Consider the following 20,100-nt stretch of genomic DNA (forward strand, 5'->3'; position numbering starts at 1 on the left):
GGACCGCCGTCACTCCCGTCCCATGTCGCGGTGCACCAGCACCGTTTCCACGCCGTCGGCGATCAGACGCTTCGCCAGCCGCTCCGACATGGCCACGCTGCGGTGCTTGCCACCGGTGCAGCCTACGGCAAGCGTCATGTAACGCTTGCCTTCCCGTCGGTAACCCTCGGTGACGATGCGCAGCAGCTCGCCGTAGCCGTCGAGGAACTCCTTGGCCCCGGGCTGCTGGAAGACGTAGTCCGCCACGTCCGCGTCCGTCCCGGTGCGGGCCCTCAGCTCGGGGACCCAGTGCGGATTGGGCAGGAAGCGGCAGTCCACCACCAGGTCGGCGTCGACCGGCAGGCCGTACTTGAAGCCGAAGGACATCACGGTGCAGCGCAACTCGGGCTCGTCGTGGTCGGCGAACTGGGCGTCGAGCTTGGCGCGCAGCTGGTGCACGTTGAGGTCGCTGGTGTCGATCACCAGGTCGGCCTCGCCGCGCAGCTCGCGCAGCAGGTCGCGCTCCTGCGCGATCCCGTCCACGATCCGGCCGTCGCCCTGCAGCGGGTGCGGGCGGCGCACGCTCTCGAAGCGGCGCACCAGGGCGTCCTCGGTGGACTCCAGGTAGACCACCCGCAGCCGGATGCCGCGCTTCTCCAACTCCTCCAGCGAGGCCCGCAGGTCGTCGAAGAACTGCCGGCCACGGACGTCCACCACCACGCCGATCCGGGCCACCGCGCCCTGCGAGCGGGCGCCGAGGTCGACCATGGTGGGGATCAGGGCCGGCGGCAGGTTGTCGACCACGAACCAGCCGAGGTCCTCCAGGCACTTGGCGGCCGTGCTGCGGCCGGCTCCGGACATGCCGGAGATGATCACCAGCTCCGGGGCGGTCTCTCCCACGTCGGACACTGTCACTTCGGTTCCCCGCTCTCGGTGCATCTGCTGTGGAGAACGCGCGCGGCGGCCTGCCGTCACGGTGTCTCCGCTCCCTTGTCGAGGGCACCCTGATCGGCTGTGCTCCGATCGGGGGCGCCGTCCTCCATGATCTCGCCTGTGGCGGTGTTCACCGCGAATGCCGCGGATGGACGGGAGGCCAACGCCTCGACAACAGTCTCCGCGGTGCGCCGCCCGATCCCCGGGACCGCACAGATCTCCTCGACCGTGGCGCCGCGCAGCTTCTTCAGCGAGCCGAAGTGCTTGAGCAGCGCGGTGCGCCGGGTCTCCCCCAGGCCCGGCACCGCGTCCAGGCCGCCGGCGGTGAAGCGCTTGGCACGCTTGCCGCGCTGGTAGCCGATCGCGAACCGGTGCGCCTCGTCGCGCACCCGCTGCAGCAGGTAGAGGCCCTCGCTGCTGCGCGGCAGGACCACCGGGTCCTCCTGACCCGGCAGCCAGACCTCCTCCAGCCGCTTGGCCAGGCCGCAGAGCGCGACGTCGTCGATGCCCAGCTCGTCCAGCGCGCGCCGGGCGGCGGCCACCTGCGGGCGCCCGCCGTCGACCACCAGGAGCTGCGGGGGGTAGGCGAAGCGGCGCGGGCGGCCGGTCTCGGGGTCGACCGGGCCGCCGGGTGCCTGCGGGTCGTCCTCCTCGGAGCCGGCCTGCTCGGGCACCACCCACTCGCCGGTCTGCTCGCGCTCGGCGAGGTAGCGGCGGAACCGGCGGCTGATCACCTCGTGCATCGAGCGGACGTCGTCCTGCCCGACGAAGCCCTTGATCTGGAAGCGCCGGTACTCGCTCTTGCGGGCCAGGCCGTCCTCGAAGACCACCATCGAGGCGACCACGTCGTCGCCCTGCAGGTGCGAGATGTCGAAGCACTCGATGCGCAGCGGGATGCTGTCCAGCTCCAGCGCGTCCGCGATCTCCTGCAGGGCCCGGCTGCGGGTGGTCAGGTCCGAGGCGCGCTTGGTCTTGTGCAGCGCCAGCGCCTGCTGGGCGTTGCGCTCGACGGTGGCCATCAGGTCCTTCTTGTCGCCGCGCTGAGGCACCCTCAGGTCGACCTGAGCCCCCCTCAGCCCGGTCAGCCACTCGCGCACCGGACCGGCCGGCTCAGGCAGCGCGGGCACCAGCACCTCGCGCGGCACGGCCTCGGCGCCGCCGCCGTAGAGCTGCTGGAGCGCGTGCTCGACCAGCGATGCGGTGTCCACGTCCTCGACCTTGTCGGTGACCCAGCCGCGCTGGCCGCGCACCCGACCGCCGCGGACGTGGAAGATCTGCACGGCCGCCTCGAGCTCGTCCTCGGCCAGCGCCAGCAGGTCGGCGTCGGTGCCGTCGGCCAGCACCACGGCGTTCTTCTCCATCGCGCGCTTGAGCGCCTCGATGTCGTCGCGCAGCCGCCCGGCCCGCTCGTACTCCAGCTCGGCGGCGGCCTCGCGCATCTGCTCCTCGAGGCGGCGCAGGTAGTTACCGGTGCGCCCGGCCATGAAGTCGCAGAAGTCCTCGGCCAGCGCCAGGTGGTCCTCGGCCGAGATCCTGCCGACGCAGGGCGCGGCGCACTTGCCGATGTAGCCCAGCAGGCAGGGCCGGCCGACCTGCTGGGCACGCTTGAAGACGCCGCTGGAGCAGGTGCGGACCGGGAAGACCCGCAGCAGCAGGTCGACCGTCTCGCGGATCGCCCAGGCGTGCCCGTAGGGGCCGAAGTAGCGCACGCCCCGGCGGTGCGCCCCGCGCATCACCTGGACCCGCGGGAACTCCTCGTTCAGGGTGACCGCGAGCTCCGGGTAGCTCTTGTCGTCGCGGTACTTGACGTTGAAGCGCGGGTCGAACTCCTTGATCCAGGAGTACTCCAGCTGTAGCGCCTCGACCTCGGTGCCGACCACCGTCCACTCCACCGAGGCCGCGGTGGTGACCATGGTGGCGGTGCGCGGGTGCAGGTTCGCGACGTCCTGGAAGTACGACGAGAGCCGCGGGCGCAGGCTCTTCGCCTTGCCCACGTAGATCACCCGGCCGTGCTCGTCCCGGAACCGGTAGACCCCGGGCGAGAGCGGGATCGCCCCGGGCGCGGGCCGGTAGGTGGACGGGTCAGGCATCTCGGTCCCCCTCGTGCTGCTGTGACACTCGAAACCCTAGCGGCCCGGCGCGACAGACGGCACTCAGGTGCTGCCCAGCCGCTGCTCAGGCGGTCGTGACCTGGATCTTGCCGTCAGCGACCGCCACCTGGTAGCTCGGCAGCGCGGTGGGCGCCGGGCCCGCCGCCACCGTGCCGTCGGCGATGTTGAACCGGCTGCCGTGGCACGGGCACTGGATCAGGTTGTCCTTGACCTGGTCCACCACGCAGCCCGCGTGCGTGCAGCGGGCACTGAAGGCGTGGTACTGGCCGGCACTCGGCTGGGTCACCACGATCCGCTGCTCGCGGTAGACCTTGCCGCCGCCCACCGGGACGTCGGTGGCCGGGCCCAGCTCGACCGGGCCGCTGCTCTTGGTGGCCTGGCCCTGCCCGCCCTGCGCCTGGCTGCTGCTCTGGCCGCCGTCGGAGGTGGAGCTGGCGCAGCCGCTCAGGGCGAGCGCGGAGCCACCCGCCAGGACGGCCGCGCCGCAGCAGAGCAGGGTACGGCGGGACGGGGCGGGACGGTCGGCGGCCTCGGACATCGGTGCTGCTCCCTGGGACACGGCTGCGGCTGCGGCCCGGCCCGAGCCGGCCCGCTACCCGGACGGGCGGCAGTCTAGCCCCGGATTCTTGGGCCGCCCGCCTTGGTCGGGCGGCCGGGCCGGGGGCCCGTCGGACAGTCCCCCGGCCCGGCCGTGCCGGCTACTTCTTGGCCACCGCGCGCTTGCGCGCCGCGCGCGGAGCGGGCACCGGCGCCTCGTCGGTCACCCGGTCGCCCAGGATGTCCCGCAGGAACTTGCCGGTATGACTGGCCGTCACTCCGGCGATCTCCTCCGGCGTCCCCTCGGCGACCACCGTGCCACCGCCGCTGCCGCCCTCGGGGCCCATGTCCACGACCCAGTCGGCGGTCTTGATCACATCGAGGTTGTGCTCGATGACGATCACCGTGTTGCCCTTCTCGACCAGCCCCGAGAGCACCTTGATCAGCTTGCTGATGTCCTCGAAGTGCAGGCCGGTGGTCGGCTCGTCCAGCACGTAGACGGTCCGGCCGGTGGAACGCTTCTGCAGCTCGGAGGCGAGCTTGACGCGCTGCGCCTCGCCGCCGGAGAGGGTCGGCGCGCTCTGGCCGAGCCGCACGTAGCCCAGGCCCACGTCGTTGAGGGTGCGCAGGTGACGGGCGATGGCCGGGACCGCCTCGAAGAAGTGCAGCGCCTCCTCGATCGGCATGTCCAGCACCTCGGCGATGGACTTGCCCTTGTAGTGCACCTCCAGGGTCTCCCGGTTGTACCGCGCCCCGTGGCAGACCTCGCAGGGGACGTAGACGTCCGGCAGGAAGTTCATCTCGATCTTGATGGTGCCGTCACCGGAGCAGTTCTCGCAGCGGCCGCCCTTGACGTTGAAGGAGAAGCGGCCCTGCAGGTAGCCGCGCACCTTCGCCTCGGTGGTCTCCGCGAAGAGCTTGCGGACGTGGTCGAAGACGCCGGTGTAGGTGGCCGGGTTGGACCGCGGGGTGCGGCCGATCGGCGACTGGTCGACGTGCACCACCTTGTCGACCTGGTCGACGCCGGTGATCCGGGTGTGCCGGCCGGGCACGCTGCGCGCGCCGTTCAGCTCGCGCGCCAGGTGGGTGTAGAGGATGTCGTTGACCAGGGTGGACTTGCCCGAGCCGGAGACCCCGGTGATCGCGGTGAAGGTGCCCAGCGGGAAGGCCACCGTGACGTCCGCGAGGTTGTGCTCGCGGGCGCCGTGCACCACGATCTGGCGCTTCCTGTCGCGCGGGCGGCGCGCTGCGGGGATCGGGATCGAGCGCTTGCCGGAGAGGTACTGGCCGGTCAGCGACTCCTTGTTGGTGAGCAGGTCCTTGAGCGCGCCGGAGTGCACCACCTTGCCGCCGTGCTCGCCGGCGCCCGGGCCGATGTCGACCACCCAGTCCGCGGTCTTGATGGTGTCCTCGTCGTGCTCGACCACGATCAGCGTGTTGCCGATGTCCCGCAGCCGCACCAGGGTCTCGATCAGGCGGTGGTTGTCGCGCTGGTGCAGGCCGATGGACGGCTCGTCCAGCACGTAGAGCACGCCGACCAGGCCGGAGCCGATCTGGGTGGCGAGCCGGATCCGCTGGGCCTCGCCGCCGGACAGGGTGCCGGCCGCGCGGTTGAGCGAGAGGTAGTCCAGGCCGACGTCGACCAGGAACCGCAGCCGCTCGTTGACCTCCTTCAGGACCCGCTCGGCGATCTTCTTGTCCCGGGCGTTGAGCTTCATCGCGCCCAGGAACTCCGCGCAGTCGCTGATCGACATCGCCGAGACCTCGGCGATCGACTTGCCCTGCATGGTGACCGCGAGCACGACCGGCTTGAGCCGGGTGCCCTCGCAGGTCGGACAGGGCACCTCGCGCATGTAGCCCTCGAAGCGCTCGCGGCTGCTGTCGGTCTCCGCCTCGCCGTGCCGGCGCTGGACGTAGGAGATCGCGCCCTCGAAGCCGGTGACGTAGCTGCGCTCGCGCCCGAACCGGTTGTGGTAGCGGACCTCGACCTGGGCCTTGTGCCCGTAGAGCAGCGCCTTCTTGGCCCGCGCCGGCAGCCCGGCCCACGGGATGTCGGTGCGGAAGCCCAGCTCGGCGCCGAGCGCGGTGATCATCCGCGCGTAGTGCTCCTTCATGTGCCCCATGGTCCAGGGGTGGATCGCCCCCTCCTCGAGGGTCTTCTCCTCGTCGGGGACCACCAGCTCCGGGTCCACCTCCAGCCGGCTGCCCAGGCCGGTGCACTCCGGGCAGGCGCCGAAGGGCGAGTTGAAGGAGAACGAGCGCGGCTCCATCTCCTCGAAGGAGACGTCGTCGTAGGGGCAGTAGAGGTGCTCGGAGTACATCCGCTCACGCTCCGGGTCCTCGGCGTCGAGGTCCACGAAGTCCAGCACCACCATGCCGCCCGCCAGCTTGAGCGCCGTCTCGACCGAGTCGGTCAGCCGGCGCTTGGCGCTCTCCTTGACGGTGAGGCGGTCGATGACCACCTCGATGGTGTGCTTCTCCTGCTTCTTGAGCTTGGGCGGCTCGGTCAGCTGGACCGTCTCGCCGTCCACCCGGGCCCGCGCGTAGCCCTTGGACTGCAGGTCGGCGAAGAGGTCGACGAACTCGCCCTTGCGCTCGCGCACCACCGGGCTGAGCACCTGGAAGCGGGTGCCCTCGGCGAGCTCCAGCACCTTGTCCACGATCGCCTGCGGGGACTGCTTGGCGATCGGGCGCCCGCAGTGCGGGCAGTGCGGCTTGCCGACCCGGGCGAAGAGCAGCCGCAGGTAGTCGTAGACCTCGGTGATGGTGCCCACGGTCGAGCGGGGGTTCCGGTTGGTGGACTTCTGGTCGATCGAGACGGCCGGCGAGAGGCCCTCGATGAAGTCGACGTCGGGCTTGTCCATCTGCCCCAGGAACTGGCGGGCGTAGGAGGAGAGCGACTCGACGTAGCGGCGCTGGCCCTCCGCGAAGATGGTGTCGAAGGCCAGCGAGGACTTGCCGGACCCGGAGAGCCCCGTGAAGACGATCAGGGAGTCCCGGGGCAGGTCCAGCGAGACGTTCTTGAGATTGTGCTCGCGAGCACCGCGGACGATGAGGCGGTCGGCCACTGCTACTGGCGCCTTTCTCCGGGACGGATCCTTGGCGGGGGCCCGATCGGGCCCCCGAGGATCCACAGCGTGCGGCGGATGGGTTTTCTTCCAGTTTCGCCGACCAGCGTATAGCGCAGGCGTTCGATTATCGACCTCGTCAAGCCGGAACCACCTGAACGAGTGAAGCGCGACCACGGAGCCCCCGCCGCGCGCCCGGTAAAGCCGCTGCTCAGCGTCGCGCCCGGCGATACCCTCGCCCTGCACGGGCCGTTGCTCAACGAGTCCGGGCCGCCCAGGAAACGCCCACCCCTCCGGAGGCCTCCGTCATGCCCGCCCAGCAGAGCGACCAGCAGACCGATCCGGCCGGCCGCGCCGCCGCCACCCTGCAGACCGTCGCCACCAGCACCGAGCACCTGCTGCACACCGTCGCCGAGCTCCCGCCGCAGGCGGTGGCCGAGCCCAGCGCGCTGCCCGGCTGGAGCCGCGGCCACCTGCTCAGCCACCTCTCCCGCAACGCCGACTCCCTGATCAACCTGCTGGAGTCGGCCCGCACCGGGCGCGACATCCCGCAGTACGCCAGCGACGAGGCCCGCGAGCAGGGCATCGAGGAGGGCGCCGCGCGCCCGCTCGAGGAGCAGCTCGCCGACCTGCGCGCCTCCGCCGAGCGGCTGGCGGCGGTCGCCGCGGCGCTGCCGGCGCCGGCCTGGCAGGCCGAGCTCAAGCACCGGCACGGCTACACCTTCCCGGCCTGGGAGCTGCCCGCCAAGCGACTGGCCGAGCTGGAGTACCACCACGTCGACCTGGACGCCGGCTACACCCCGGCGCACTGGCCGGCCGGCTTCGCGGCCGAGGAGTTCGCCCGGCTCGGCGCGCGCTACGCCGACCTGGAGGGCCTGCCCGGCCTCGCGCTGGTGGCCACCGACGGCGACGCGCGGGCCCTGCTCGGCCCGGCCGGGTCGGCCGAGGACGCCGAGCTGCTGGTCGAGGGCCCGCTGCGGGCGCTGACCGCCTGGCTCTCGGGCCGCTCGGACGGCGACGGCCTGCAGGTGCACCGCGGCGGCGTGCAGCAGGACGACCCGCGCACCGCCCTGCCGACGCTCCCGCCGATGGGCTGACGCGGGATCATGGCGGGAGCAGACCCGGAACACCCAGCAGAACACGAGGAGTGACCCCTTGAGCTACCACGGAGCGGTCAAGGTCGGCGGGCCGCCGGACGTGCGCGAACTCGCCCACCTGATGATCACCAAGATCGCGGTCGGCCCCTTCGACAACAACGCCTACCTGCTGCGCTGCCGGGCCACCGACGAGCAGCTGCTGATCGACGCGGCCGCCGACGCCCCGGCCCTGCTGGAGACGGTCGGCGAGCAGCTGGCCACGGTGGTCACCACCCACCGCCACCACGACCACTGGGCCGCACTCGCCGAGGTGGTGGCCGCCACCGGGGCGCGGACGGCGGCCGGCGAGCACGACGCCGAGGGCATCGACGTGCCCACCCAGCAGCGGCTCGCCGACGGCGACACGGTGCGGGTGGGCGAGGTGGCCCTGACCGTGCGGCACCTGGTGGGCCACACGCCCGGCGCGATCGTGCTGATCTACGACGACCCCGAGGGCCACCCGCACGTCTTCACCGGCGACTGCCTCTTCCCCGGCGGGGTGGGCAACACCTGGAACGATCCGGAGGCCTTCCGCACCCTGTACCGGGACGTCACCGGCAAGCTCTTCGACGTGCTGCCGGACGAGTCCTGGGTCTACCCCGGGCACGGCAAGGACACCACGCTGGGCGCCGAGCGCCCGCACCTGCCGGACTGGCAGGCGCGGGGCTGGTAGCACCGGCGGGAGGGGGCCGGCCGGCGCGTCAGACGTCGGCCGGCTCGATCTCCCGGGCGGCCCGCGCCTCGGTCTCGGCCTGCCGGCGCGAGGCGAACAGGCTGGTGACGGTGGTGACCGCGAGGACGGTGACGATCACGCCCAGCGAGAGCGGGATGCCGATCTCCGGCACGTGCACGCCGCTCTCGTGCAGCGCGTGCAGCACCAGCTTCACGCCGATGAAGCCGAGGATCACCGAGAGGCCGTAGGAGAGGTGGACCAGCTTCTTCAGCAGGCCGCCGATCAGGAAGTACAGCTGGCGCAGGCCCATCAGGGCGAAGGCGTTGGCCGTGAAGACCACGTACGGCTCCTGGGTGAGCCCGAAGATGGCCGGGATCGAGTCCAGCGCGAAGAGCACGTCGGTGGTGCCGATGGCGAGCATCACGATCAGCATCGGGGTCATCAGCCGGCGGCCGTTCTCCCGCACGAAGAGCTTGGTGCCGTGGTAGCGGTCGGTGGAGGGGACCCGCCGCTCGATCGACTTCAGCAGTCGGTTCTCCTCGAACTCCTCCTCCTCGTCGCCCTCGGCGCGGGCCTCCTTGATGAGCTTCCAGGCCGTCCAGACCAGGAAGGCGCCGAAGATGTAGAAGACCCAGGAGAAGGTGGTCACCAGGGCGGCGCCGCCGGCGATGAAGACCGCGCGCAGCACCAGGGCGATGATCACGCCGACCATCAGCACCCGCTGCTGGTACATCCGCGGGACCGCGAACTTGCCCATGATCAGGATGAAGACGAAGAGGTTGTCGACGCTCAGCGACTTCTCGGTGATGTACCCGGCGAAGAACTCACCGGCCGGCTGCGAGCCGGAGTGCCACCAGAGGAAGCCGCCGAAGAGCAGGGCCAGCACGACCCAGACCACGGTCCAGGTGCCGGCCTCCTTGAGCGAGACCTCGTGCGGTTTGCGGCCGCCGATGAAGAAGTCGGCGGCGATGAGTGCGGTCAGCACCCCGATGGTGGTGATCCACAGGGTGAGTGAGACGTCCACGAAACTGGTCCTCCGGCATTCGTTGGTCTGCCGGAGGTCTCTTCCGCCCACGTCACGGCGTGGACCGACGGACCCGGGCGAGCCGATCCTCGGCCGCCGTGCTGACGGGAACGCCGTAGGGGGAATACTCCCCTCCGCCTTTGAAGAGTAACAGAGAAGGCAAAGGGGAGGTAAAGGCGACGGTTTCCACCCGCTGCCGCCGCGGGACTACAGGTAGGGCTCGATCGCCGGCAGCAGGTCCTGGAAGGTCTGCGCGCGGGCCGGCGCACCGATCGCCTGCATCCCCCAGCCGCCCTGCTGGTCGCGGTAGACCTTGGCCATGATCTGGCCGGTGTGCGGGCCGCCGCCGGCCAGCTCGTAGCGGGCCAGCTCCTGGCCGTTGGTCTCGTCCACCAGCCGGCAGTGCGCGTTCTGCACCTCGGCGAAGGTCTGCCCGGTGTACGAGCTGACCGTGAAGACCACCTGGGTGATCTGCGCCGGGATCCGCGCCAGGTCCACCACGATGGACTCGTCGTCGCCGCCCGCGCCCGTGCCGCCCACCAGGTTGTCCCCCGTGTGCCGCACCGAGCCGTCCTTGCTCACCAGCTGCTGGAAGAAGACCACGTCAGCGGGGGTGTGCTCGGCGTAGAGCAGGGCCGAGGCGTCCAGGTCGATCTGCCGGCTGCGGCTGCCGAAGAGGCCCCGCTTGGGTGCCGCGCGCCAGCCCAGGCCCATCCGGACCACGCTCAACGACTCGCCACCGGCCTTGCGCAGGCTCACCTGCTGGCCCTTGGCCAGATTCACCGACACGGTGTTGTCCTCTCTCTTCACCCGGTGCACGCGCGTCGGCGAGCGCCGGCCACGGTCGGAACACCCCGTTGCCGTCCCCCGGCTGAGGCCCCCTGGCGTTCATGGGCAGGGCAGGACATCCGTCAAGCCCCCGTGCAAACCCTAGAGCCTGCGGGGGCACCCGACCAGGGGCACCCCCGGGCCCGACCTGGGGTGTCGAGCCGCGCTCAGGCGATCCCCGCCTCCCGCATCTGGCGCAGCTCCTTCTTGAGCTCCTTGACCTCGTCGCGCAGCCGGGCGGCCACCTCGAACTGCAGCGAGGCGGCGGCCGCGTGCATCCGCTCGGTCATCTCCTGGACCAGGTCGGCCAGTTCGGTGGCCGGCAGGTTCTTGCCCGGCTTGCGGTCGGCGCCCAGCGCGGGCACCGGCGCCTTCTTGCCGCGGCCGGCGTCCCGGTAGCCGGTGGCCAGCAGCTCCTCGGTGTCGATCTCCTCCCGGGCCAGCGTGTCCAGGATGTCGCCGATCTTCTTGCGCAGCGGCTGCGGGTCGATGCCGTGCTTCTCGTTGTACGCCTGCTGGACCGCACGGCGGCGGTTCGTCTCGTCGATGGCCTTCTCCATCGCCGGGGTGATCCGGTCCGCGTACATGTGGACCTGGCCCGAGACGTTGCGGGCGGCGCGGCCGATGGTCTGGATCAGCGAGGTGCCGGAGCGCAGGAAGCCCTCCTTGTCGGCGTCCAGGATCGCCACCAGCGAGACCTCGGGCAGGTCCAGGCCCTCGCGCAGCAGGTTGATGCCCACCAGCACGTCGTACTTGCCGGCCCGCAGCTCGCGCAGCAGCTCCACCCGGCGCAGCGTGTCGATGTCGCTGTGCAGGTAGCGGACCCGGATGTCCAGGCCGAGCAGGTAGTCGGTCAGGTCCTCGGACATCTTCTTGGTGAGGGTGGTGACCAGCACCCGCTCGTCGCGCGCGACCCGCTCGCGGATCTCGTGCACCAGGTCGTCGATCTGGCCCTCGGTCGGCTTGACGATCACCTCGGGGTCGATCAGGCCGGTGGGGCGGATGATCTGCTGGACCTGGCCGTCGCCGCGGGAGAGCTCGTAGGGCCCGGGGGTGGCCGAGAGGTAGACGGTCTGGCCGACCCGGCCCAGGAACTCCTCCCACTTCAGCGGGCGGTTGTCCATCGCCGAGGGCAGCCGGAACCCGTGCTCGACCAGGGTGCGCTTGCGCGAGGCGTCGCCCTCGTACATCGCGCCGATCTGCGGCACCGTCACGTGCGACTCGTCGATGACCAGGAGGAAGTCCTCCGGGAAGTAGTCGAGCAGGGTGTTGGGCGCGGTGCCCGGCTCGCGGCCGTCGAAGTGCATCGAGTAGTTCTCGACGCCGGAGCAACTGCCGATCTGCCGGAGCATCTCGATGTCGTAGGTGGTGCGCATCCGCAGCCGCTGCGCCTCCAGCAGCTTGCCCTGCTTCTCCAGGACGGCGAGGCGCTCGACGAGTTCGGCCTCGATCCCGGCGACCGCCCGCTCCATCCGCTCCGGGCCGGCCACGTAGTGGGTGGCGGGGAAGACGTGGATCGCCTCGTGCTGGCTGATGATCTCGCCGGTGAGCGGGTGCAGGGTGTAGAGCGCCTCGATCTCGTCGCCGAACATCTCGATCCGCAGGGCGAGTTCCTCGTAGACCGGGAAGATCTCCACGGTGTCGCCGCGGACCCGGAAGGTGCCGCGGGTGAAGGCGAGGTCGTTGCGGGTGTACTGGATGTCGACGAAGCGGCGCAGCAGGGCGTCCCGGTCGACCTCCTCGCCGACCTTGAGCTGGACCATCCGGTCCACGTACTCCTGCGGGGTGCCCAGGCCGTAGATGCAGGAGACCGAGGCGACCACGATCACGTCGCGGCGGGTGAGCAGCGAGTTGGTGGCGGAGTGGCGCAGCCGCTCGACCTCCTCGTTGATCGAGGAGTCCTTCTCGATGTAGGTGTCCGTCTGCGGGACGTACGCCTCGGGCTGGTAGTAGTCGTAGTACGAGACGAAGTACTCGACCGCGTTGTTGGGGAGCAGCTCGCGGAACTCGTTGGCCAGCTGGGCGGCCAGCGTCTTGTTCGGCGCCATCACCAGGGTGGGCCGCTGGAGCTTCTCGATCATCCAGGCCGTGGTGGCCGACTTGCCGGTGCCGGTGGCGCCGAGCAGGACGACGTCCTGCTCGCCCGCGCGGATCCGGCGCTCCAGCTCGGCGATGGCCGCCGGCTGGTCGCCGTTGGGCTGGTAGGGGCTGACGACCTCGAAGGGCGCCGTGGTCCGCTCAATGCTCGTGATGGGTCGCACGGGTCCACCGTACGACCCACCACCGACAGAGCCCTAGGAACGGCTGCTGTCGCGGGCCAGCGCCACCAGGCGGGAGACGGCGCGCAGGTACTTCTTGCGGTAGCCGCCGCGCAGCATCTCCTGCGAGAAGACCTGGTCGAACGGCACGCCGGAGGCCGTGATCGGCAGCTCGCGGTCGTACATCCGGTCGGCCAGCACCACCAGGCGCAGCGCCGTCGACTGGTCCTCGACCGGCCGCACGCCGCGCAGGCAGACCGCGTGCACGTCGTCGAGCAGCGCGCCGTAGCGGCTGGGGTGGACCACCGAGAGGTGCGCGAGCAGGTCGCCGAAGTCGTCCAGCGAGGCGCCCGGGGTGCGCGCCGCGCGCTGGTCGACGGCCTCGTCGGCGTAGGGCGGCGGGGCGTCCGGCAGGCCGCGGTGGCGGTAGTCCTGGCCGTCGATGCGCAGCGGGCGGAAGTGCGCGGAGAGCCCCTGGATCTCGCGCAGGAAGTCGGCGGCGGCGAACCGGCCCTCGCCGAGCTTCTCGGGCAGCGTGTTGGAGGTGGCGGCCAGCTTGACCCCGGCCTCCACCAGCCGGCCGAGCAGGGTGGAGACCAGCACGGTGTCGCCCGGGTCGTCCAGCTCGAACTCGTCGATGCAGAGCAGCCGGTGCTGCGAGAGCGTCTGCACGGCCTGCTGGAAGCCCAGCGCGCCGACCAGGTTGGTCAGCTCGACGAAGGTGCCGAAGGCCTTGGGTCCGGGCGCCGCGTGCCAGAGCGAGGCCAGCAGGTGGGTCTTGCCGACGCCGTAGCCGCCGTCCAGGTAGACGCCGGCCGGGCCGGTGGCCGCGGGCGCGCCCCGGCGGAACCAGCCGCGCCGGGCGGGGGCCGCGGCGGCGTTCAGGCCGGCCGCGAACTCCTCCAGCACCCGGACCGCCTCGTACTGGCTGGGCTGGGTGGTGTCCGGCAGGTAGGACCCGAAGCTCACCCCGGAGAAGCGCGGCGGCGGCACCATCTCGGCCACCAGCCGCTCGGCCGCGACCACCGGACGGCGGGCACTGAGCGCCACCGGTGCGACCGGGCCGGCCTCGGGGAGCACGGCGGTCGCGGGGGCTATGGCATCGGGGTGCGAGGGTGCGGACACGGTAGTAAAGGGTACGCGTCGTGGAAGACTCGATCACATGCGCAGCCTGATCCCTCCGTCACACTCCACGCCCGACGAGCCCGCCCACTCCCCCGCGCCGAAGGCGCTGGAGACCCTGGCGGGGCTGGCCGAGCGGTACGCCTACCCCGACCCGGTGACCCGCGGGCGCCCCTGGCTGCGGGCCAACATGGTCGGCTCGCTGGACGGCGCCGCCGGCCTGGACGGGCTCTCCGAGGGGCTCTCCGGCGACGCCGACAAGCGGATCTTCGGGGTGCTGCGGGCGCTGAGCGACGTGGTGCTGGTCGGCGCGCAGACGGTGCGGGCCGAGGGCTACCGGCCGGCCCGGGCCCGGGCCGGCTTCGCCGCGGCGGGCGCGGCCGCCGGGCAGGCCCCGGCACCGGCGATCGCGGTGGTCAGCCGCAGCCTGGCGCTCGACCTGGCCGCCCCGCTCTTCACCGAGCCGCTGGTGCCCACCGTGGTGATCACCACCGAGGACGCCCCGGCCGCGGCCCGGGCGGCGGTGGCCGAGGTGGCGGAGGTGATCGCGGTGGGGCGCGGCTCGGTGGACCTGGTCGCGGCGCAGGCCGCGCTCACCGCGCGCGGCTGGACCCGCCAGCTCACCGAGGGCGGTCCGCGGCTGCTCGGGCAGCTGGCCGCGGCCGGCCTGCTGGACGAGCTCTGCCTCTCGCTGGCGCCGCTGCTGACCGGCGGCGAGGCGCCGCGGATCATGCACGGTGCCCAAATGGCTGACGCGCAGCGGATGCGGCTGGTCTCATTGATCGAGCAGAAAGGTTTCCTCTTCACCCGCTACTGCCGTACTCCCGGGTAACCGACCCGACCGCCGCCGGCCCCCCGTCCCTCGACCGAGGGACGTCAGCGGGACCGGCCCGTGATCACTCCCACGTGGCCCCTGCGCCGCGTGTGCCGCGTGCGGAAAGCTTCCTCCGGGCACTATGGGAGGGGACACCGGACCCCGGGGGCCTGCAACACGGAAGGGACTCTTGTGTTCAAGACCGTACTGATGATCGAAAAGGCGCTCTCCGACGCCGACGTGGAGCTGGTCACCACGCTCCACGGCGAGGAGAAGGTCTCCTTCGTCGTCCTGATGCAACCCCGCGGCCGGCAGGACGAGCTGCTGCGTGCCCTCGACGACGTGGCCCTGGGGCATCTCGACAAGGCGGTGCACGAGCACGACCAGGCCCACGGTCCCACGGTGGCCGGCGAGTCGCTGGAGCACAGCCTGCGCCACCTGCGGCAGTCCGGGGCCGAGGCGGTCGGCCAGGTGGTCGAGGAGAACCCGCTGGACACCCTGCGCGCGGTGGTCGAGGAGACCGGCGCGGACGAGGTGCTGGTGCTGACCGCCCCGCACTTCGTGGAGGAGTTCTTCCACCGCGACTGGGCCTCGCAGGCCCGCCACAAGGTGGGCGTGCCGGTCCTCAAGCTCTTCGCCAGCGAGGCCTGAGCCCGCAGCGCCCGCGAGGCCCCGACGGGCGCCGTCACCCCGGTCGCGTGGTGCAGAATCGTCCTTGCGGTTCCAGCCGTCCGCAAGGACGATTCGCCACTTCAGCTACGGAGCACTCCCTTGAACGACGCCGCCCACGACCTGCACGCCCCGCACTTCATCGGCATCGGCGGGGCCGGCATGTCCGGCCTGGCGAAGATCCTCGCGGTGCGCGGCGCCAAGGTCTCCGGGAGCGACTCCAAGGAGTCCGAGACGGTCCGGGCGCTGCGCGAGCTGGGCGTGGGCGTCCACCTGGGCCACGCCGCCGCGAACGTGCCGGACGGCGCCAGCAGCATCGTGGTCTCCAGCGCGATCCGCGAGGACAACCCGGAGCTGGCCGCCGCCCGCGAGCGCGGCATCCCGGTGGTGCACCGCTCCGACGCGCTGGCGGCGCTGATGGGCGGGCGGCGCGCCCTGGCGGTGGCCGGCACGCACGGCAAGACCACCACCACCAGCATGCTCGCGGTCAGCCTGGCGGCGCTGGGCCTCAACCCCTCCTACGCGATCGGCGGCGACCTGGACGCCCCCGGCAGCAACGCCCACCACGGCGCCGGCGAGATCTTCGTGGCCGAGGCGGACGAGAGCGACCGCAGCTTCCACAAGTACGCCCCCGAGGTGGCGATCATCCTCAACGTGGAGCTCGACCACCACGCCAACTACGCGTCCATGGACGAGATCTACGACTCCTTCGAGACCTTCGTGGGGCGGATCCAGCCCGGCGGCACGCTGGTGGTCTCCGCCGACCACCCCGGCGCGCGCGAGCTGACCGCCAGGGTGGCCGGCCTGCCGGGCCTGCGGGTGGTCACGGTCGGCGCCGCCGAGGACGCCACCGTGCGGGTGCTCTCGGTGACCGCCCGCGGCATGACCAGCGAGGTCGTCGTCGAACTGGACGGCGCCGAGCTCGCGTTCACCGTCTCGGTGCCCGGCCGGCACTACGCCCACAACGCGGTCGCGGCGCTGGCCGCCGGCGTCGCGCTGGGCGTGCCGGCCGCCGAACTGGCCACCGCGCTGGGCCGCTACACCGGCGTGCGCCGCCGGCTGCAGCTCAAGGGCGAGGAGGCCGGCGTGCAGGTGATCGACTCCTACGCGCACCACCCCACCGAGATGGCCGCCGACCTGGAGGCGATCCGGGACGCCGCCCAGGGCCGGGTGCTGGTGGTCTTCCAGCCGCACCTCTTCAGCCGCACCCAGCAGTTGGCCGAGGAGATGGGCCAGGCGCTGGCGCTGGCCGACGCCTCGGTGGTGCTGGACATCTACCCGGCGCGCGAGGACCCGATCCCCGGCGTGACCAGCGACCTGATCATCGCCGCGGCCCGGAAGGCCGGCGCCGACGTGGCCGCCGAGCACGCCTTCGACGCCGCCCCCGCGCTGCTGGCCGCGATGGCCAAGCCGGGCGACCTGGTGCTCACCATGGGCGCCGGCGACGTGACCGACCTCGGCCCGGAAATTCTTCGGCAGCTCGCCGCTGTTGGGGTGTGAGCAAGCAGCGTGCCGGGGAGCCCGGCCACGGACCGCGCCCCAGGAGGTCGCCATGAGCTACGAGATCGAGAAGACCGAGGCCCAGTGGCGTGAGCAGCTGACCCCGCAGGAGTACCACGTCCTGCGGGAGGCCGGCACCGAGCGCCCGTTCGTCGGCGAGTACACCGACACCAAGACGGTCGGCGTCTACAGCTGCCGGGCCTGCGGGAGCGAGCTGTTCAGCTCCGAGACCAAGTTCGACAGCCACTGCGGCTGGCCCTCGTACTACGCGCCGCTGGCCGAGGACCGGGTCGAGTACATCGTGGACACCTCGATGGGCATGCGCCGCGTCGAGGTCCGGTGCGCCACCTGCGGCGGCCACCTGGGCCACGTCTTCGAGGGCGAGGGCTACGACAACCCGACCGACCAGCGCTACTGCATCAACAGCATCTCGCTGACCCTGCGGCCGGCCGAGAACGGCTGAGAACGGCGGCGGCACTCCGCGCCCGGGGTGCCGCCCGGGGTGGCGGCGGGGCGACTGTGGCGCGTCTCACACCGGCGGAGGGTGACCGAACCGCCCTCCCGGCCCGTCGCTACGAGCGAACCCTCCGGAAGAAGGAGCCGCCGTGGCGACCCACCGCCGTCCGAAGCAGCCGGGTCACTCCCGGGTCGTGGTGCTCACCGCGGCCGCCGCCGCCACGGTCGCCCTCTCCGCGCAGAGCGCGTGGGCTGATCCGCCGCCGTCCACCACGGACGTCAAGACGCAGCTCGACGGCCTGAACGCGCAGGCGGAGCGGGCCACCGAGCAGTACGACGGCGCCAAGGAGAAGGCGGACGGGCTGCGCCAGCAGGCCTCGCAGCTCCAGGACCAGGTGGCCCGCACCCAGGCGCAGGTGGACCAGCTGAAGGAGGGCCTGGCCTCGGTGGCCGGCCAGCAGTACAGGCAGGACGGGCTCGACCCGTCGGTGCAACTGATGCTCAGCGCCAGCCCGGCCGGATACCTCGACCGGGCCACCACCCAACACCAGGCCGACATCAGCGAAGCGGGGGCGCTGAAGACCCTGCAGCAGGCCGAGCGCGCCCTGAACCAGCAGAAGCAGGACGCCACGACCGCGCTCGTCCAGCTGGACGCCACCTCCACCGCGCTGAACAGCGCCAAGACCCAGGTGCAGGCCAAGCTCCAGCAGGCGCAGTCGCTGCTCAACTCACTCACCGCGAGTCAGCGGGCCGCGCTGGCGGCCGCCCAGCAGCAGGCCGAGGGCGGTGAGGTCTCCCGCGGCACCACCCGGGCCGACCTCAGCGCCCTGCCGCAGGCCTCCGGCCAGGCGGGGACCGCGGTCCAAGCGGCCCTCAGCCGACTCGGCGACCCCTACCTCTGGTCCGCCAGCGGCCCGACCGCCTTCGACTGCTCGGGCCTGATGCAGTGGGCCTACAGGCAGGCCGGCGTCCAACTGCCGCGCACCTCCCAGGAGCAGGCCACGGTGGGCATCGCGGTGCCGGGCCTCGCTCAGGCCCAGCCCGGCGACCTGGTGATCTACAACGCCCAGGACGGCCCCCGGGGCCACGTGGGCATGTACATCGGCAACGGCGAAGTGGTGCACGCGCCGCACGCCGGCACGGTCGTGCGAGTCATGCAGGCCGACGCGATGTCCATCGCCACCATCCGCCGGGTCTGACCCGGATCCCGACCCCGGTACGGAGCCCAGGGCCGGCGCATGCGCCGGCCCGGCCCGTCGTGCGCGACGGATACCGGGAGGTCCTTTACCAGGTCCGCCGCGGCCCCGACGGCTCCCAGGTACTGCCGGTCTTCAGCACCCGCGAGCGGCTGGTGGACGCGCTGGGGCCGGCCCAGCCGTACCGTCTGACGTGGGGTGCAGCGTCCAGGTGGGTCGAAGGGCGGGCTACGCTACGGACTGGTCGGACGACAGCTGCGACCGAACCCCCGCGCCGACCCGTCTAGGGGACAGAACCCCGCCGTCGAGCGGGTCCGCATGGCCGGCGTGCGGGTGACTTCCTAGAGGACTGGATCACGATGAACGAGTTCCGCTCACTACTGAGCGAGGAACTGTCCGCAACCGACCCTCCCCCGCTGGGCAACCTCGTCGGCGTCGCCACGCTGCACGGACGCCGTGCCCGTCGCGCCCGTACCGTCAAGGCGATCGGCGCGGTGGCCGGCTCGGCCTTCGCGCTGACCGCGGCCGCCGTGCTGCTCGGCGGCCTGGCGACCGGCGCCACCAAGCCGGTGCCGCTCGGGGCGGCGGCCGGTGCCGCGAGCGATCCGGCGAGCGGCGCGGCGTCGGCGGACCCCGGCGACGCCCTGGTCGACACCACCCCCGCGGCGCTGCTGAAGGCCGTCCTGAACGCACTGCCCGGTGACCTGCCGACCGACAGCAACGCCGGCAACTCCGCCAACCCGGCCACCCACGAGGGGCTGGGTGTGCAGACCTACGTGCGCACCCCGCAGGGCACCGGGATGCTCCGGGTGTTCGTCACCGCCGGCAGCAAGGCGGCCATGGCCTGCGACGCCGACTCGGCCCGGGGCAGCGTGAAGACGCGCTGCTCGGTCGACGGTTTCGGCCAGAAGGTCCAGGTGACCACCGGCCTGAACTGCACGCAGAGCACGAGCGTCCTGGTCCAGCACACGGACGGAGCCACCGTCCAGGTCAACCTCGGCACCTGCCTGGCCTACCAGAACGGCGGCAACGCCACCGGTGTCCTCGCCCTGACGGAGGAGCAGGCGATCGCGCTCGCCGGCAACCAGGCGATCGACGTCCAGATGCCGACGTCGTTCGTCAGCGCGGCCAACGCGTACTTCGGCACCCTGCCGAAGTTCTCCTGACCCGCCGCCGCGGCTCCGGCCCCCACCGGGGCCGCGGCTTCCCCACCCTCCCGTCGACTCGTACAGATCTAGGACCCACCCGGTGCGCAACGAAGCAGACTTCACCGCCTTCGCCGAGGCGTCCGCCACCAGGCTGCGCCAGATCGCCTACCTGATGTGCCGCGACTGGCACCTGGCGCAGGACCTCACCCAGACCACCCTCACCAAGATGTACGTGCACTGGAACCGGATCGTGCGCAAGGACGCCGACCCGTTCCTCTACGCGCGCAAGGTGCTGCTCAACACCCTGCTCGACCACAAGCGGCTGCGCAGCAGCAGCGAGTTGACGGTCGAGCAGCTGCCGGACCGCCCGCAGCCGGCCGACCGCACGGCGGTGCGCCTCACCCTGCTCGACGCGCTGGCGCTGCTGCCCAAGCGGGAGCGGGCGATCGTGCTGCTGCGGTACTGGGAGGACCAGAGCGTCGAGCAGACCGCCGAGACACTGGGGGTCAGCATCTCGGTGGTCAAGTCGCAGAGCATGCGCTCGCTGGCCGTGCTGCGCGAGCACCTCGGGGACGACCGCGCGCTGATGCTGGGCTGACCCCGCGGTCACGATTCGGTATCACGCCACCTGTTTGGTCTCCCGCTGAG

The 20,100-nt window shown here is 71.9% G+C and carries 17 protein-coding genes; 9 read left to right on the top strand and 8 right to left on the bottom strand.

Annotated features, from left to right (window positions below; all coding sequences use genetic code 11):
* Nucleotides 1–9: 9 nt before the first annotated feature.
* The 4 genes from rapZ to uvrA all read right to left on the bottom strand — a co-directional run bounded on the left by rapZ (nt 10) and on the right by uvrA (nt 6,628).
* The gene (rapZ, locus tag ABD323_RS01785) at nt 10–918 is read right to left on the bottom strand and encodes an RNase adapter RapZ (RefSeq protein ID WP_344438180.1); all 909 of its coding nucleotides are present in this window, start codon (nt 916–918) and stop codon (nt 10–12) included.
* 32 nt (nt 919–950) lie between these two features.
* Nucleotides 951–3,002, bottom strand: a complete 2,052-nt coding sequence (uvrC, locus tag ABD323_RS01790; RefSeq protein WP_344438182.1) for an excinuclease ABC subunit UvrC — start codon at nt 3,000–3,002, stop codon at nt 951–953.
* 85 nt (nt 3,003–3,087) lie between these two features.
* Nucleotides 3,088–3,561 carry a Rieske (2Fe-2S) protein gene (locus ABD323_RS01795; protein ID WP_344438185.1) on the bottom strand — a complete coding sequence of 158 codons (474 nt, stop codon included), beginning with the start codon at nt 3,559–3,561 and terminating at the stop codon, nt 3,088–3,090.
* 160 nt (nt 3,562–3,721) lie between these two features.
* Nucleotides 3,722–6,628, bottom strand: coding sequence for an excinuclease ABC subunit UvrA (gene uvrA / locus ABD323_RS01800; protein WP_344438187.1), 2,907 nt, complete (start codon nt 6,626–6,628; stop codon nt 3,722–3,724).
* 308 nt (nt 6,629–6,936) lie between these two features.
* On the opposite strand from uvrA, the gene ABD323_RS01805 reads away from it, so the two are divergent.
* Nucleotides 6,937–7,725, top strand: coding sequence for a maleylpyruvate isomerase family mycothiol-dependent enzyme (locus ABD323_RS01805; RefSeq protein WP_344438189.1), 789 nt, complete (start codon nt 6,937–6,939; stop codon nt 7,723–7,725).
* A 58-nt stretch (nt 7,726–7,783) separates the two neighbouring features.
* Nucleotides 7,784–8,437 (top strand): MBL fold metallo-hydrolase, encoded by a 654-nt coding sequence (locus ABD323_RS01810; protein ID WP_344438191.1) that lies wholly within the window; start codon nt 7,784–7,786, stop codon nt 8,435–8,437.
* Nucleotides 8,438–8,465: 28 nt separating this feature from the next.
* On the opposite strand, the gene ABD323_RS01815 is transcribed toward ABD323_RS01810, so the two are convergent.
* The 4 genes from ABD323_RS01815 to zapE form a co-directional block, all read right to left on the bottom strand.
* The gene (locus tag ABD323_RS01815; protein WP_344438193.1) at nt 8,466–9,461 is read right to left on the bottom strand and encodes a TerC family protein; all 996 of its coding nucleotides are present in this window, start codon (nt 9,459–9,461) and stop codon (nt 8,466–8,468) included.
* A 207-nt stretch (nt 9,462–9,668) separates the two neighbouring features.
* On the bottom strand, nt 9,669–10,250 hold the full coding sequence (locus tag ABD323_RS01820; protein WP_344438195.1) for a TerD family protein: 582 nt from the start codon (nt 10,248–10,250) through the stop codon (nt 9,669–9,671).
* A 206-nt stretch (nt 10,251–10,456) separates the two neighbouring features.
* A complete protein-coding gene (gene uvrB, locus ABD323_RS01825) occupies nt 10,457–12,550 on the bottom strand; it encodes an excinuclease ABC subunit UvrB (protein ID WP_344438197.1) in 2,094 nt (697 codons plus the stop codon).
* A 33-nt stretch (nt 12,551–12,583) separates the two neighbouring features.
* The gene (zapE, locus tag ABD323_RS01830) at nt 12,584–13,645 is read right to left on the bottom strand and encodes a cell division protein ZapE (RefSeq protein WP_344438284.1); all 1,062 of its coding nucleotides are present in this window, start codon (nt 13,643–13,645) and stop codon (nt 12,584–12,586) included.
* A gap of 64 nt (nt 13,646–13,709) precedes the next feature.
* Here zapE and ABD323_RS01835 point away from each other — a divergent pair, with 64 nt between their 5' ends.
* From ABD323_RS01835 to ABD323_RS01865, 7 genes are all read left to right on the top strand, one after another.
* Nucleotides 13,710–14,501 (top strand): dihydrofolate reductase family protein, encoded by a 792-nt coding sequence (locus tag ABD323_RS01835; RefSeq protein ID WP_344438199.1) that lies wholly within the window; start codon nt 13,710–13,712, stop codon nt 14,499–14,501.
* 174 nt (nt 14,502–14,675) lie between these two features.
* Nucleotides 14,676–15,134, top strand: coding sequence for an indole-3-glycerol phosphate synthase (locus ABD323_RS01840; RefSeq protein WP_344438201.1), 459 nt, complete (start codon nt 14,676–14,678; stop codon nt 15,132–15,134).
* A 120-nt stretch (nt 15,135–15,254) separates the two neighbouring features.
* Nucleotides 15,255–16,652, top strand: a complete 1,398-nt coding sequence (gene murC / locus ABD323_RS01845; protein ID WP_425555826.1) for a UDP-N-acetylmuramate--L-alanine ligase — start codon at nt 15,255–15,257, stop codon at nt 16,650–16,652.
* Nucleotides 16,653–16,704: 52 nt separating this feature from the next.
* Nucleotides 16,705–17,115: a peptide-methionine (R)-S-oxide reductase MsrB gene (msrB, locus tag ABD323_RS01850; protein WP_344438204.1), complete on the top strand. Its 411-nt coding sequence runs from the start codon at nt 16,705–16,707 to the stop codon at nt 17,113–17,115.
* A 142-nt stretch (nt 17,116–17,257) separates the two neighbouring features.
* Entirely contained in the window at nt 17,258–18,307 is a 1,050-nt protein-coding gene (locus ABD323_RS01855) for a C40 family peptidase (protein WP_344438206.1), read from the top strand.
* Nucleotides 18,308–18,663: 356 nt separating this feature from the next.
* A complete protein-coding gene (locus ABD323_RS01860) occupies nt 18,664–19,470 on the top strand; it encodes a hypothetical protein (RefSeq protein ID WP_344438208.1) in 807 nt (268 codons plus the stop codon).
* 82 nt (nt 19,471–19,552) lie between these two features.
* A complete protein-coding gene (locus tag ABD323_RS01865) occupies nt 19,553–20,050 on the top strand; it encodes a SigE family RNA polymerase sigma factor (protein WP_344438210.1) in 498 nt (165 codons plus the stop codon).
* Nucleotides 20,051–20,100: the final 50 nt, after the last annotated feature.

This window comes from Kitasatospora nipponensis (assembly GCF_039528135.1).
In the GTDB taxonomy this organism is placed as follows: Bacteria; Actinomycetota; Actinomycetes; order Streptomycetales; family Streptomycetaceae; genus Kitasatospora; species Kitasatospora nipponensis.

Excerpts from the sequence above, each read along its gene's own strand:
- ABD323_RS01835 (WP_344438199.1), top strand. The coding sequence starts at position 13,710 with ATGCGCAGCCTGATCCCTCCGTCACACTCCACGCCCGACGAGCCCGCC.
- uvrC (WP_344438182.1), bottom strand. The coding sequence starts at position 3,002 with ATGCCTGACCCGTCCACCTACCGGCCCGCGCCCGGGGCGATCCCGCTC.
- ABD323_RS01805 (WP_344438189.1), top strand. The coding sequence starts at position 6,937 with ATGCCCGCCCAGCAGAGCGACCAGCAGACCGATCCGGCCGGCCGCGCC.
- ABD323_RS01860 (WP_344438208.1), top strand. The coding sequence starts at position 18,664 with ATGAACGAGTTCCGCTCACTACTGAGCGAGGAACTGTCCGCAACCGAC.
- msrB (WP_344438204.1), top strand. The coding sequence starts at position 16,705 with ATGAGCTACGAGATCGAGAAGACCGAGGCCCAGTGGCGTGAGCAGCTG.
- rapZ (WP_344438180.1), bottom strand. The coding sequence starts at position 918 with ATGCACCGAGAGCGGGGAACCGAAGTGACAGTGTCCGACGTGGGAGAG.
- ABD323_RS01795 (WP_344438185.1), bottom strand. The coding sequence starts at position 3,561 with ATGTCCGAGGCCGCCGACCGTCCCGCCCCGTCCCGCCGTACCCTGCTC.